The sequence below is a fragment of the Sporomusa sp. KB1 genome (genome assembly GCF_007830295.1).
In the GTDB taxonomy this organism is placed as follows: domain Bacteria; phylum Bacillota; class Negativicutes; order Sporomusales; family Sporomusaceae; genus Sporomusa.
Genome location: NZ_VLKC01000002.1, coordinates 3,907,391 through 3,920,519 on the forward strand (window position 1 = coordinate 3,907,391; position 13,129 = coordinate 3,920,519).

At 41.5% G+C, this 13,129-nt stretch carries 13 protein-coding genes, 1 pseudogene and 1 riboswitch; of the genes and pseudogenes, 9 read left to right on the forward strand and 5 right to left on the reverse strand.

Translation table 11 applies throughout. The features are described from left to right. Positions 1-25: 25 nt before the first annotated feature. A complete protein-coding gene (locus tag SALPA_RS21785) occupies positions 26-385 on the reverse strand; it encodes a hypothetical protein (RefSeq protein ID WP_145098904.1) in 360 nt (119 codons plus the stop codon). Positions 386-533: 148 nt separating this feature from the next. Further along, positions 534-652, reverse strand: a riboswitch (molybdenum cofactor riboswitch). A gap of 256 nt (positions 653-908) precedes the next feature. On the opposite strand from SALPA_RS21785, the gene SALPA_RS21790 reads away from it, so the two are divergent. After that, a complete protein-coding gene (locus SALPA_RS21790) occupies positions 909-1,898 on the forward strand; it encodes an extracellular solute-binding protein (protein ID WP_145098907.1) in 990 nt (329 codons plus the stop codon). A gap of 350 nt (positions 1,899-2,248) precedes the next feature. Here SALPA_RS21790 and SALPA_RS21795 read toward each other — a convergent pair. Then, positions 2,249-2,575: pseudogene (locus tag SALPA_RS21795) on the reverse strand (winged helix-turn-helix transcriptional regulator); the annotation flags it as partial. Between the two features lie 191 nt (positions 2,576-2,766). Here SALPA_RS21795 and SALPA_RS21800 point away from each other — a divergent pair. The 4 genes from SALPA_RS21800 (at position 2,767) to SALPA_RS21815 (ending at position 7,854) form a co-directional block, all read left to right on the forward strand. Next, the gene (locus SALPA_RS21800) at positions 2,767-2,976 is read left to right on the forward strand and encodes a heavy-metal-associated domain-containing protein (protein ID WP_145098914.1); all 210 of its coding nucleotides are present in this window, start codon (positions 2,767-2,769) and stop codon (positions 2,974-2,976) included. Between the two features lie 40 nt (positions 2,977-3,016). Further along, positions 3,017-5,293: a TonB-dependent siderophore receptor gene (locus SALPA_RS21805; protein WP_186451172.1), complete on the forward strand. Its 2,277-nt coding sequence runs from the start codon at positions 3,017-3,019 to the stop codon at positions 5,291-5,293. Positions 5,294-5,333: 40 nt separating this feature from the next. After that, a complete protein-coding gene (locus tag SALPA_RS21810) occupies positions 5,334-7,040 on the forward strand; it encodes an ABC transporter ATP-binding protein/permease (protein ID WP_145098920.1) in 1,707 nt (568 codons plus the stop codon). Positions 7,041-7,122: 82 nt separating this feature from the next. Continuing rightward, positions 7,123-7,854 (forward strand): Rossmann-like domain-containing protein, encoded by a 732-nt coding sequence (locus SALPA_RS21815; RefSeq protein ID WP_145098923.1) that lies wholly within the window; start codon positions 7,123-7,125, stop codon positions 7,852-7,854. Positions 7,855-8,156: 302 nt separating this feature from the next. On the opposite strand, the gene ytaF is transcribed toward SALPA_RS21815, so the two are convergent. Beyond that, positions 8,157-8,834: a sporulation membrane protein YtaF gene (gene ytaF / locus SALPA_RS21820; protein WP_255451296.1), complete on the reverse strand. Its 678-nt coding sequence runs from the start codon at positions 8,832-8,834 to the stop codon at positions 8,157-8,159. Between the two features lie 785 nt (positions 8,835-9,619). Continuing rightward, complete coding sequence (locus tag SALPA_RS21825; RefSeq protein WP_145098925.1) at positions 9,620-11,101, reverse strand: recombinase family protein; 1,482 nt, start codon at positions 11,099-11,101, stop codon at positions 9,620-9,622. 197 nt (positions 11,102-11,298) lie between these two features. Between SALPA_RS21825 and SALPA_RS21830 the strand changes: the two genes are divergently transcribed. After that, on the forward strand, positions 11,299-11,478 hold the full coding sequence (locus SALPA_RS21830) for a hypothetical protein (RefSeq protein WP_145098928.1): 180 nt from the start codon (positions 11,299-11,301) through the stop codon (positions 11,476-11,478). 260 nt (positions 11,479-11,738) lie between these two features. On the opposite strand, the gene SALPA_RS31650 is transcribed toward SALPA_RS21830, so the two are convergent. Continuing rightward, complete coding sequence (locus SALPA_RS31650) at positions 11,739-11,861, reverse strand: hypothetical protein (protein ID WP_255451297.1); 123 nt, start codon at positions 11,859-11,861, stop codon at positions 11,739-11,741. Between the two features lie 168 nt (positions 11,862-12,029). Between SALPA_RS31650 and SALPA_RS31655 the strand changes: the two genes are divergently transcribed. The 3 genes from SALPA_RS31655 (at position 12,030) to SALPA_RS21840 (ending at position 13,067) form a co-directional block, all read left to right on the forward strand. After that, positions 12,030-12,164, forward strand: a complete 135-nt coding sequence (locus SALPA_RS31655; RefSeq protein WP_255451298.1) for a hypothetical protein — start codon at positions 12,030-12,032, stop codon at positions 12,162-12,164. Between the two features lie 110 nt (positions 12,165-12,274). After that, positions 12,275-12,664, forward strand: coding sequence for a hypothetical protein (locus SALPA_RS21835; RefSeq protein WP_145098931.1), 390 nt, complete (start codon positions 12,275-12,277; stop codon positions 12,662-12,664). A gap of 145 nt (positions 12,665-12,809) precedes the next feature. Next, positions 12,810-13,067, forward strand: coding sequence for a GlsB/YeaQ/YmgE family stress response membrane protein (locus SALPA_RS21840; protein ID WP_145098934.1), 258 nt, complete (start codon positions 12,810-12,812; stop codon positions 13,065-13,067). Positions 13,068-13,129 lie beyond the last annotated feature (62 nt).

Genomic DNA, 13,129 nt, shown 5'->3' on the forward strand with positions numbered 1-13,129 from the left:
TTAAAAATAAAACGATCTATTCTCTTTACACTACTTTTTTGGTAATACATTCGACACTTTCTATTTGGTAAGACGCGGCAATAGTCGTGCTTCGTTCGCCTTTGGCTGTCTGTATTGCCGCTTTGACTGCAAGCAGAGACTCCGTAATATTTTTTAGGTTGTTTGTTAACGTTACAAGGATATTAACATAGGTATCAAATGTATAGTCGTTCTTAGACAAGGTAGCTTCTTGAATGGCTTTATGGGTATCTACAAGGAGTTCTTGAAAGGCATGTTCAGAGTATTGTAAGTCAGTTAGTGTATAGCAACCGGGTTCATTGTCGGTTAGTAACATAATCTTCCCATTGGTTAAAACATCACTGTGATCATTGATTCGTGAATACATAATTTTTCCTCCCTAGTAACATTTTATTAGGCTAACTAAAGCGACAAGCTTAAACGAAAATATGCCAAGCCTATCCAGAACGGAAAGGGCTTGGCAATAAATTCAAGCGAACGTAATAAAAGAACATAAAACAAGTGTAAAACTTTGCACTGCTTGAAATATTGCTCCTTTCCAAAAGGGAGATATAGCCGTTTTCAGCTATACCGATCGGCCGGATACCATGCCACGAAAGGATTAGGTAAATCGGCTAAGGAGCAGACTATCTGATTATGAAACTTTAACAAAGAGGTATTCGATAACGAAAACTAACATAAACAAACATGAATAATTAATTACTATTATATTGTTTGGCGGTGTATAAATCAATATGGTTAGTATATGTTGGTTAGAAAAATTTTTTGTGAAGTTTAGATTAGAATTGACGTTCTCCTTTTTAAAAAGGGGTTGCATCGATTCGTCAATTAAACTCTTGCCAATATAAACAAACAAATACTATAATAAAACCCAAAAGGGGGTATGGATAATGAATCGTAATTTAATGAAACTAATGGGTCTTTTTCTCTGCGTAGTACTCATTGGACTGGGGCAACAAAGCAGTTTTGCCGAGGAGAGCCCAAACCACCCAATTACGGAGGTTATTGTCTTTCATGCTGGCAGTTTAAGCGGACCATTCCAGAAAGCGGCCGAAGCTTATGAAAAATCTCATCCAGATATCAAAATCACTTTAGAAGGAAGTGGCAGCCGGGAAGCCGCCCGGAAAGTAACGGAACTGAAGAGACCATGTGACGTGGTTGCTTCTGCTGACTATGAAACTATTGATAATTTAATGATGCCTGAATATGCAAAGTTTAATATATTTTTCGCCCGTAATAAAACAGTTGTAGCCTTTACCGACAAAAGTAAGTATGCTAATGAGATTACCAGTGATAATTGGTATGATATTTTATCAAGGCCAGATGTGCAGTATGGTCATACTGATCCGAATTTGGATCCTGGCGGCTACCGGGCAGTTCTGACATTGCAGTTAGCCGAAAAATATTATCATAAACAGGGCTTGTATCAAGCGCTGGTAAATAATTTTCATGAGTCTAACACTGTCAATGATGGAAAAAGTATCAAAGAAATGCTGAATTCAGGTCGGTTGGATTACTTCTTCTTTTATGAATCGTCAGCCAAACAAGGCGGCTATCACTATATTACCTTGCCGGTTGAACTCGATTTTTCTTCCTTGGATTATGCGAACTATTACAAGCAAGCAACACTGTCGCTTAATGGCAAAAAAACAGGCAGCACTGAACAAGTTTACGGACAACCAATAATTTATGGCCTTACTCTGGTGAATAACGCCCCACATTCCAAGGAAGCGCTGCAATTCATACACTTTCTTCTGACAGATGGACAAAAATATTTAAATGATGCAGGTTTTATTTCTATGAATCCGTTAGTTCGCACCAGGGAATTGCCTTACATCCCGGCAGAATTAAAAGATTTAGTAAAGCCGTTCAAACAATAAGCAGTGATGCCGTATGGTCTATAATCACAAACATACATAAAGTCTGTATTCCTGGATATTTGTGATATCGATTTTCCAAAATCGGTTTGGATAATGAAAAAACGCTCCCCTTTCAAAGGGGAGCGAATCAATACCCGAAATACAGTGTTCTATGCTCGCCTAGACGTATGTCTAGGCATTTTTTTGTCTATGGAACTATGTATTTTTTCTTAGCCGTTACAGGTGCAAGCGTCACCGCAAGTACAACTGTCGCCGCATGAACAACCGTCAGTATTTGCAATCATGCTATCATTTTTTGAAATACTTACTCCCGCTGCGGAAAGCTCTTCTTGTTTCTTCAATTTTTTATTGTAGTTGTTTATCCAGCCAAACACATCGTTCAAAATCGGTATAAAACTTTGTCCGATATCTGTTAATGAGTATTCGACTTTTGGCGGTACTTCTTTGTATATTTCTCTAAATACTATTCCGTCCCGTTCAAGTTCCCGTAACTGTTGTGTAAGTATTCCTTGTGAAATATCGGGTATTTGTTTTTGAAGTTCACTAAACCTTCTCGTTCCCTCGCTTAAACGCCAAAGAATTGTGAATTTCCATTTACCTGTGACTAACCTTTGGGCAACTGTTAGTGTTGCATTAGTCACTGGACAAAGACCTCTAAGGTTTTGTGCTTTGGTCATTTCAAATTGCTTCCTTTCTCAATGGTACTATAAATAGTAGTATGTCATATAAAAGTGCCTACTTGTATTTTTATTTATTATATTATACCATTTTAGCAAATATAAACAAACATAGACAATAATTATAAGTCGTTTATGTTTGTTTATATTTGTAGATATTTATAGTTTGGCACAGGGAGGAAGTGAAGCTAATGACTCAAACCAATCAAATTATCCTGAGAATTGAAGGTATGTCATGCAGTATGTGCAAAGGTAAAGTGGAAAAAGCACTTAAAAGTATTTCAGGAGTAATAAACGTAAGTGTTGATTTGGAAACAAAGGAAGCCATTATTGGTGGCTTGGCTAATCCTGCAGCGCTTGTTAAAGCTGTTGAAGAAATTGGATTTAAAGTTAAAAACTAATATGCTTCACCACTTAGCACTATTCAAGAGGAGGGGGAAAATGGCGAAAAACTTAACATGGAAACCATTTTGCAGTGTTACACTTGCTATTGCCATGTTTCTATATGGAGCAGGTATTGCCGGGGCGGAAAATGCAGTGTCGCAATCAGACAGCACTCAGGTGTCCGAAGGTGATAAACAGCAAAAACAGGATCAGGCAGCTGATAAGCAAGAACAGCACGAAAATAGTGATAGTTCGATTGCGGCGACTTCAACTGCGGCCAATGTTCCATTTACTGAGGTGGAGATTACTGCGGTGGAGGTTACTGCGGACAAGCAGAATAAACTGGCTATTGGCCAGCAACCCAACGCCGAAGGGATAAATAATTATGTAGTTACGAAAAGTTCTACCGGCAGTAAATCAGACGTTGCAAATAAGGATTTGCCGCAGTCGATTACGGTGGTCGGCCAAAAAATCATGAAGGAGCAAAATAATAAAACAGTCGCCGATGCATTAACTAATGTGGCGGGGGTAACGGTAGCCCAAGCAGTTCCTAATTATTGGTACAACACAAGTTTTAATATCCGAGGTTTTGGTAATGGTTTTTTGTCTGACAATGTATTTGTTAATGGGTTATGGGATCCGTGTATTTCAATGTCGGGATGGGTGGGAAATCTTGACCGTATCGAGGTATTAAAAGGTCCGGCCTCTGTACTGTACGGAAATGGTACGCCTGGAGGTTCAATCAACTATGTAACAAAAAAACCGTTGTCTGAACAGGCATTTACCTTGGGCACGGAGTTCGGCTCATGGGGATCCAAATCGACTGATATTGATATGTCCATTCCGCTAACTGATGATAAAAAATGGCTGTCCCGGACTATTATTCAGAATGCTGATAATCATTCTTTTCAAAAGGACGTTAAATTCAAACGTTTCGACGGCAGCGTAATTGTGCAAGGCCAACCCCGGCAAGATACTGTGTACACTTTTGAAGTACAGTTTCATGATCACGATGGTCCAACTGTTGGATTGCTGCCACTTACCGGTACAATAAATTCCCCCTATAATCTAGTTCCTTACGATGGGAATTATTATAATCCAAATATAAAATTACATTATATAGGGCGCAGTATTTCGGCACAAATCGATCACCAGTTTAATAGTATTTGGTCCATCCGTTCGGCCTTCCGATATAGCAATGAAACCACAAATTTCTATTCGCAAGGAGGGTCGACTCTGAATCTCGATAATCTTACAGTCAATCAAGTTTGGCAGCATAGACTGATGCGCACCAGCGTTTATGCGTGGGATACGGCAGCAAATGCCAAATTTACTGCTTGGGGGCTTAAACACGATTTGACATTTGGTTTTGACTGGGCCCAATTTGATCAAAAAATCCCCTATTATTATCGGGGCAATTTACCCAGCGTTTCGTTGTACAATCCTATTTTCACCAGCTCATTACCAACGAGGATTATGAATCCAATGAATAACTATCATTCTTGGAGCAATCGATATGGGAGCTACATATCGGACATAATGGAACTTTCGCCCAAATTTAAGGTTGCTACAGGGGCAAGCTTTACCACTTTGGATGGTGTCAGCAGCCATGATTCTGGCAAAGATTGGCGGGTCGGGGCGACCTATGAATTAACTCCAGGAGTTACCTTATTTACCGGCTACTCCACATCCTACGAACCACAAGGCTCTAAGCTTAGTGGTACTAAAACGATTTACTTTGAACCTGAAACCGGTAATCAGATCGAGGGCGGTTTGAAGGTAGATATAAGTAATCGCGCAAGTGTTACGTTAGCAAATTACCGGATCAATCGTGAAGATATGGTCTACGCTATTCCCGGAACGAACCCGCAAGAATATGAACAAATTGGCAAGCAAACCAGCAAAGGGTTCGAACTTGATGCTAGCTACGTACTTCGTCCAGGCTGGAATCTGCTGGTCGCTTATTCTCATTGTGACGCTCGCGTAGTAAAAGACGCTACCTATAGTTCAGGCAGCGTGCTTCCCAATGTGCCGCTTAACTCCTTTAAACTTTGGAGTACATACGAATTTCAAGAAGGGCCTTGTAAAGGGCTGGGTTTTGGCGGCGGTTTGACTCGTGTCGGCAGCCGCGCAGTCGATTATGATAATAGCTTAGGTTGGATGGATGGCTATACTACGATTGACGCCGAAATACATTACAAAATCAAAGATTGGCGTTACTCCCTCAACCTATATAATTTGACTAATGAGAAGTATTGGGCGTTAGGCAGTTCTAGTGGTGTTTACGCGGGAACACCTAGAAGTTATACTTTGCGCGTAGAAAAGTCATTTTAAAATGTATGATAGTTAACTATTTCGAAGGAGCAACTTAAAAGTGACCGCTCAATCAAAAACATTTTATCAAGAATTGTGGCACATCGTCCGTCCCTTTTGGCGGTCGAGGGAAGGCAGGATAGCAGCGGCAATGCTGTTAGGAGTGCTAATCCTGATTATTTTTCGTCTCTATGTAAGTGTTCTGATAAATGAATGGCAAAAACTTTTCTTTAATGCCATTCATTTATTGAATGCCGCTGAGTGTATCCACCAGCTTTTCCGATTTGCGGGCTTGTCGCTGCTGTTTTTGCCGTTGCTTGGCTGTCAGAAATATTTACGGGGGCTTGTGCAAATTCGCTGGCGGCAATGGTTATCGGAACGCTATGCTGAGAAACTGCTGAAAAACCGGAATTATTACCGTTTACAGTATGCATCAGGCGATACTGATAATCTTGATCAGCGTATTGCTGAGGATTTGCGGATTTTTCCCGTGGAGACCATCAACATGATTTTTGGTTTTATTGATGCGATGGGATCACTTGCGGCATTTTCTGTTATATTGTGGAATTCGCCGGGATCACCGGAGGTAGCCGGCCTGGAAATTACTGGCTTTCTATTTTGGCTGGCTTTATTCTTTTCGTTAGCCGGTACATGGGTCAATCACCTTATGGGGAAAATTCTCAGTGTTTTTAACCGGGAACAACAGAAATATGAAGCTAATTATCGGTTTTCCCTAGTCCGGCTCCGAGAAAATGCTGAGGCTATTGCCGCATACGGTGGCGAATGCCGGGAAATGGAAGCCCTCGCTGATCGGTTTGGTAGTATCGCCGGGGTATGGCAGAATATTTTGCGCCGGAATAGGATACTGGACTGGTTTTTCAGTGGTTATAACCAGTTGTCGTTTATCTTGCCATATGTAGTAATGGTTCCTCGCCTTTTTTCCGGTGCTGTATTACTTGGTGACATTCAACAGTCTGCTTCTGCGTTTTCTCAGACCAGAATGTCCTTTTCCTGGTTTATCTATAATTACGGAGCGTTGGCGGAATGGAAAGCCACGGTGGATCGACTCATCGGTTTTGAAAAGGCGATGGTCCAAGCCGAGGCTTTAGGGCCGAAGGGAGTCAAGTGCCAAACCGGCTCGGTGGGTGAGAAAATACACATTTCGGGACTCAATGTGTGGCTGCCTGACGGTAGACCGTTGTTTCATGGGATTACCTTCGATGCTCAGCCAGGTAGCCGTATTTTACTATATGGGCCGTCAGGGTGTGGAAAAACCACCCTTTTTCACACCCTGAACGGCTTGTGGCCTTTCTGCCAGGGGAATATCACGCTGCCTGCTCGGGCGCGAATGTTGTTCATTCCCCAGAAACCTTTTTTACCGATTGGTACTCTGCGACAAGCCATGGTTTATCCTGACACCGCTATTAATTATGAAGCAGATCGTCTGATAGAAGTGTTGGAGGCCTGCGGCTTGTCGCAGTTGTGTGGGAAACTTGACGAAGAACAACATTGGACACAACAATTATCATCTGGCGAGCAGCAACGGCTGGCGTTTGCCCGATCTCTGCTGCTCCAGCCTCAATGGCTGTTTCTTGATGAAGCGACATCGGCGTTAGATGAATTAAGCGAAGCAAAACTTTATCAGCTTCTCCTAGACAGACTGCCTGATGCGTCGATAATAAGCATAGCCCATAAGCTTTCAGTGATGCAGTTTCACGAATGCAAAATAGATCTTACAAAAATGGGAAACGGCTTATCAGAACAATAGAGAATCAGCTTAGGGTGCGTTTGCAATAATTATTTTCTATAACTTTAGCCTAATTATATTTTGATAAGGGAGAGTGTATTTTATGTCACTACTAGAAGAAGCTAAACCGCGGCTTGCCAAGATGGCGATGGATAATGGGTGGGAAGAAACGGAGAAGGTTTTCATCGTTTCGGCCCGCGATCTTACTCCGGAGGAAGCGATTGGGAATCCGGACCGGGACGATTATCCGTTGCTCAACGGGAAAGAAGTGATGCTGGAGTCGCGATTTCATGACGGAATCGGACAGGCGTTTACTGATCAGCCGGGACGGTTTGAAGGTACTTTGGGCGATGTTTTGCATATGCCTTTAGATAATAATTTTAGGAGGGCGGTTTTTGTCGCGACGCTGAATGCGGTAATGCGCAGTTTAAAAAAAGCCGAGGCGACAATTCATTGTAAAGACAAAGAGCCGGCTCTTTGTGCCCAGAAATTGCCGCAGTATATCCGGGAACATTATGGAAAGCCCAAAATAGCGTTTATTGGATTTCAGCCGGCCATGATTCAGGCTTTGACGGAAGCGGGATTTGATTTGCGGGCAACTGACCTTAATCCGGATAACATCGGCCAAATTCGTTGTGGTACCCGCATTTACGACGCTGCCTTGAATGTGGAACATGCCCGTTGGGCGGATCTTGTGTTGTCTACTGGCACTGTACTGGTGAATGACACATACCGTGAATTACAGCAAGGCCAGCCGGTGATTTATTACGGGGTAACTGTAGCGGGTCTGGCTCAAATGTTTGATTTGCCACGGATTTGTTTTTGTGGGCAATAACGTTCTCAAAAGCTTTTTCATCCAATGAAGATTTAGGCGTAGCACCGCAGTAAAAAGTTTTGAAGACTGACCGATAAATTGAGACTATCCCCAAAACTGTGTAAACCTCCAAGTTGGTGTAAAGTAGCATCAACTTGGAGGTTTTTATTATGGCAAGAACAAAGAGAGCAATGGGGAAAAGAACATTTGCTTAACAGTAACAACAAACACGTGATAGCTGGAGGGCTTTCTAAGGGCTACGCCTTGTGTGGTTTGGATTGGTTATTGCTAAACTACCAAATAATGATAACCAGGGGCTTCTCTTATACTAGACGGAATAATCCGATGAGAATAAGAATAGCTCCGGGCAAGAAAGGAAACCGTTTCTTCAAGTTTTCCGATATCAGGTGAGAAGATGACCAACTGCCGAAGGCGATAAAAGCCATTTGGATAATGCCCATTATCAGCGGTGTATGCAGGGGCAAGAATCCCATCAGACTGGCGGCGAAGGTGGCGACCATGTTGTCAATGCCAAGAGCCAGTCCCAGGAAGATCGCCTCCATGGGACTGATGGATTTAGATTTATCAATGTCGGCCTTTTCCGGATTCGCCATAATGCAGATGATTAGTTTTCCTATTTTCAAAGTTACTTTACGGGTGTCAAATTCATTTTCTAAATCAGAGGCGGGAATATCTTTGGTCAGATATTCTTGGAACAAATTGAATCCGCCGAGCGTGATTAATAGTAGCGAACCGAAAATAACAGCAATATGGACATCGATAAATTGGCCAAGTATATAGGCGCACCACATGGAAAAGCCGGTGCATGCAGCAGTGATCAGGCCAATTATAGCCAGTGATCGAAACGGCATGCTTATGGTTTTTAAACCATAAGCGATGCCTGCGGCAAACGAATCAAGACTGACGGCAAAGCCCAATAGCAACACGTAAAAAACATTCATAGAAATTGTCCTCCTGCGGTAATGGGATTTTGTATTCACGTTACTATATGATTTAGGTCGAACCTTGGTTACCAATCGTGGTTAACTATGGCAGGAAAGATGATGCCGAATGATTTAACATTATATGCCGGAATTCAGCGCTGAACGAAATTAGAATAAAGAAATCTACAAAAATGAGGTAAGAATGAGGCTGATAATTCAGAGACACCATAAAAAATAGGCAATAACAAAATGCCGCCTATTTTTTGCGACAGGAATGAAGGTAAGTGAATACACCAATGCCGACTAGACCAATTAGGGAGATTGCCGCTAATAACTCTGGCATAAGGATACCACCCTCCCTAGCTAAGGCATTACTGGTTTATATATAATATTGCGATTATCAATGTAATGTTACATAAAGATTGTTTTTGTACACTGACCGTTCCTTAGATGCCGCGAATGATTATCTTTTTACATGGAGTTCTCACTTAAGAAGACTAAGCACAAGTGTAAATGTGCTTAGTCTTCTTAATATCTTGGTTATTGATTTGTAAATTTACTATCTATCAATCAAATCGCTCGGGGTACTTGCTGATGCGACGGAACCGGCAAAAAAACAAGAACCTAGTAAATTCGCACTTTGTTGAGCAGCAAAAAAATTTAATAAATATAACTAGCACGCTTATCCCTTGTCCTTCATATAATTATTGTAGAATCTTGAATCTTGAATCTGCATATCCTGTGAAGATTTATAAATAGAGGAGGGGGAGAGATGTTAAAGACTAGTGACTTAAACAAATCAGAGGTACAATAATAAGCGCAAAATTGGCACAAGCCAAGTCTTATCTTATCTTAAATTCAAATTCTACCGAATCCTCAAGGCGTACAGCATAGACTTTTATACCTGATCGACGGAGGATATTTTGCTTATCAGCAAAGGTTTTAGCAGCTAAAATTTCCGCTGGTAAGATGGTAGGGTCGGTTATAGTTAACTTACTTTGAGAGTGACGGAGAGCAGTAAGGGCTGCTGTAACAGAAGTCAATTCCCTATTAATACTCTGTAGTTCTTTTTTGGCTGTGTCAGCAGCAATTAAATCCTCGCGGAACCAGGTAGTAATTTCAGTGCGTTTATTATATAAAGCCGCCTCAAGCTTGGACAATTTTCCAATCTCATCTGAATAATCCTTTACAGCATCTTTTTTAATATACCGGTCCAGGTTGTTACTGCTCTTAGCCGAATTAACATAAATAGTCCATACAAATTCGTCAAAAATAGTAGCTGGTATTCGGCTGCACTGACAAGGTTGATCAAGCATATAGATAGCTGATTCTTTAGTAATACATGAGTAATAGTAATACATCTTAGGATCTGTCTTTTTACGGGCCCCTGGCCGTCCGTAGGCTGTCATAGAGCGCCCGCATAACGAACAGTATAGGATACCCTGCAACAAGTAATCATGGGTTGTATTGCGCTTTGCATAGCGCTTATTTTTTTGTCGCTGCTTCTGGGCTTGCTGGTATGTTTCATAATCAACGATGGGGGGGACTGCTATGGGTATCCAATCCTCGCGGGGGACATTCTTGATTTCCCGGGTGTTCTGTCCGGTCTTGGTAACTGCCTGGCGGAACAAGTAGTGCTGGCCATAGTACATGTCGCGTGTCAGTACCTGTTCGACACAGTTGATAGAAAGGGGCTTACCAGCTTTACGGCCTTGAATTCCCATATGTGCTAGCTCCAGGGTAATTGTTCTGGCACCCATGCCTTGGTTGATGCACATATCATAAATCATTCGCACTACTTTGGCTTCATCTTCATTAATGATATACATAGAAGTCTCTTTATCAAAGTTGTACCCGTATGGCCGGCCATTATGGACTATTTTACCGGAGTTAGCTTTTGCTTTCCGGCCCCGTTGAGTACGCTCACGAATCTTTGCTTTTTCAAAGGCGCTGATGGCTCCGCGTATACTGAAAAACAAACGACCTTCCGGGCTGGCATCATAGTCTCCGGTCACAAAGTAGAGGGCAACACCGGACTTTTCAATTTCGTCAGCTATGAGTAACTGATTGGTTAGGTTACGGCTCAGGCGGTCTGGATCATAGATGCAGATGTTTTGAATAAGCTTGGCACGAAGGTCATTTCTAAGCTCATCGAGGGCGGGACGATCAAGATACTCGCCGCTATAGCCGTCATCGATATATTCTTTTATGTCTGTAATTCTCATACTTAGCAGGCGGGTGCGGCAGACCTGTAGTTGGTCTCCAAGTGAATAGCCGGATTTAGCCTGTTCCTCTGAGCTTACACGAACGTACACTGCATTCATAGAGATCTCCCATCCCTCCTTCCATAAAGATATGTAAATCAGCTAAATTTATAACACTGTAATGGAATGGCAAGTATAGAAAATTTTTCAGTAAATATCATATGCGGCGCCCCTCATTGTTGATTCTTAACAATGAGGGGCGCCGCATATGGGGCAAGTGTCCAGGCTATACCAGCATATATATTTACGGGGGTGATATGGTGGCGAAAAGGGAACTCAAGTTTATATTCAAAGGCTGCCAAGTTGATGATATATGGTACCCGGCAGAACAGTATCCGGCAGACAACCTGCCAGACGAAATTAAGGCCGCCATAGAACAAGGTTGGCTAGAAGGATACTTTAAAAAACGTGAGCAACAGGAGAGTCAGTCCGGGTAGTTCCCGGCTGCTTAATAACTGGACAAGCGGGAGTGAAAAGATAAAAGCCGGCCATTATAAGCCGACTAGTAAAGCTGGTAACATCATTTATCCGGTAAGTATGGTTTATTTTGAGTATTCTTTTCCTTAGCGCTATCGCGATTTGAATTATATTTTGGATCGCCGAAGGTAACCTTCCTTGAATTTGCGTTTATGTCTTGTTTATACAGAGAAATAAAAATCACCTCTTAGTGACAGTTTATCCTGAAAAAATTGCTGCTTCAACTATGTTTTTTATTTATATCGTCCGTGTCTTTAGTTGATGACTTTTTATTACTATATTCTTTTAAAATTTCTTGTTGTTTCCTCCATTCACTAGTACGATCAGGATGTTTTTCGTCCATAAAATCACCTCTCGATTAGTATTTCCGTGGTGCGAGGAAATACGCAGTGAAAATTTGGAAAGTAAGGTATGAGGTGCCGCGATGAGTGTGATTGATGATAATTTGGATAATATAAATAGTAAGAAGCATAATATAAAATAGGTTGTGAAAAAGAAGGAGTGAAGAAATTTGGAAATTCAAGCAGACAACGAAACAAAAGCTGACGTAGACTATTTGGAAAACACAGATATAGCTTTGAATAATTTAGAGGAAAAGGAAAGACTTAGCATTGCGATGTCAAGCTATTATATATTATTTCGGTAATTGCAGTAATAACGCCTACCTTTGGTAGCTGGCTTTTTTAGTTCAGGGCTTTATAATTAAAATTATGCAAGCGGAAATACTATATATGAATACGATAGGGAGGTATGTATATGACCGAAACAGACATATTCATCAAAGAAAAAGTTGTGCCGTTTAGGGAAAAAATTCTCAGTATCGTGAAAGAAAAACATCCTTATTTATACTCTGTAGCGGATAGCCTCCTAGCTGGCCGTAAAAACAAAGTTGGTCTTCAGGTGACCCGGGATGGAGAAGTTATTGGCGAATATACATTTCATCTGGAGGGGCTACGTGTAGAAAGTGTAGATACTGGCCAACTAGATTCAGGAATACACCACCCGTTGCTGGGTTTGGTTAAACCATACGGTGTAATAGAGATAAATGCAATTGAGCGTATTGTTAATGATGAAGAACTTACTACTGAATTAATTAGTGCTTTTGCTAGGTATTTGCCTGACATTACAGTGAAATTTTTGCGGTAATTCTACCAAGGCTGCTGCTGGGGACGTTCCAACAGGAGTGGCTTTTACTTTTATCTTCCGGCCACATCTTTTGAGTACGTCCAGCTGTATATAATGAAACTAAAACGGGAAGGATAGAATTATTACAGGAAAGGGTGGTATTATAATGATTTGGTTTTTATTAATTGGATTAATTTCCGGTTGGCTTGCCAGCATGATTTCGCGCGGAGGATTCGGTTTCTGGGGCGATCTGGTAACAGGTGTTATAGGTTCTTTTATCGGTGGAAGTATATTTAACTATATGGGAATATCCACATATGGAATAATCGGATCAATCATTTCAAGTACTGTAGGAGCGGTTATACTTCTATGGGTTATACGGATAATTTTTCATGTAGCACCTGCCGCACAGAAGAAAGATTAACATTCCTTTAGCCGCCCAGCTTGGAAGTCTTGAAGAATCCACCATCAAAAGACGTGCAATTG

What these genes read in the sequence shown, in the direction of transcription:
- SALPA_RS21840 (WP_145098934.1), top strand. Translation starts at nt 12,810, where the DNA reads ATGATTTGGTTTTTATTAATTGGATTAATTTCCGGTTGGCTTGCCAGC.
- SALPA_RS21800 (WP_145098914.1), top strand. Translation starts at nt 2,767, where the DNA reads ATGACTCAAACCAATCAAATTATCCTGAGAATTGAAGGTATGTCATGC.
- SALPA_RS21835 (WP_145098931.1), top strand. Translation starts at nt 12,275, where the DNA reads ATGACCGAAACAGACATATTCATCAAAGAAAAAGTTGTGCCGTTTAGG.
- SALPA_RS21815 (WP_145098923.1), top strand. Translation starts at nt 7,123, where the DNA reads ATGTCACTACTAGAAGAAGCTAAACCGCGGCTTGCCAAGATGGCGATG.
- SALPA_RS21785 (WP_145098904.1), bottom strand. Translation starts at nt 385, where the DNA reads ATGTATTCACGAATCAATGATCACAGTGATGTTTTAACCAATGGGAAG.
- SALPA_RS31650 (WP_255451297.1), bottom strand. Translation starts at nt 11,861, where the DNA reads ATGGACGAAAAACATCCTGATCGTACTAGTGAATGGAGGAAACAACAA.
- SALPA_RS21790 (WP_145098907.1), top strand. Translation starts at nt 909, where the DNA reads ATGAATCGTAATTTAATGAAACTAATGGGTCTTTTTCTCTGCGTAGTA.
- SALPA_RS21805 (WP_186451172.1), top strand. Translation starts at nt 3,017, where the DNA reads ATGGCGAAAAACTTAACATGGAAACCATTTTGCAGTGTTACACTTGCT.
- SALPA_RS21825 (WP_145098925.1), bottom strand. Translation starts at nt 11,101, where the DNA reads ATGAATGCAGTGTACGTTCGTGTAAGCTCAGAGGAACAGGCTAAATCC.
- SALPA_RS21830 (WP_145098928.1), top strand. Translation starts at nt 11,299, where the DNA reads ATGGTGGCGAAAAGGGAACTCAAGTTTATATTCAAAGGCTGCCAAGTT.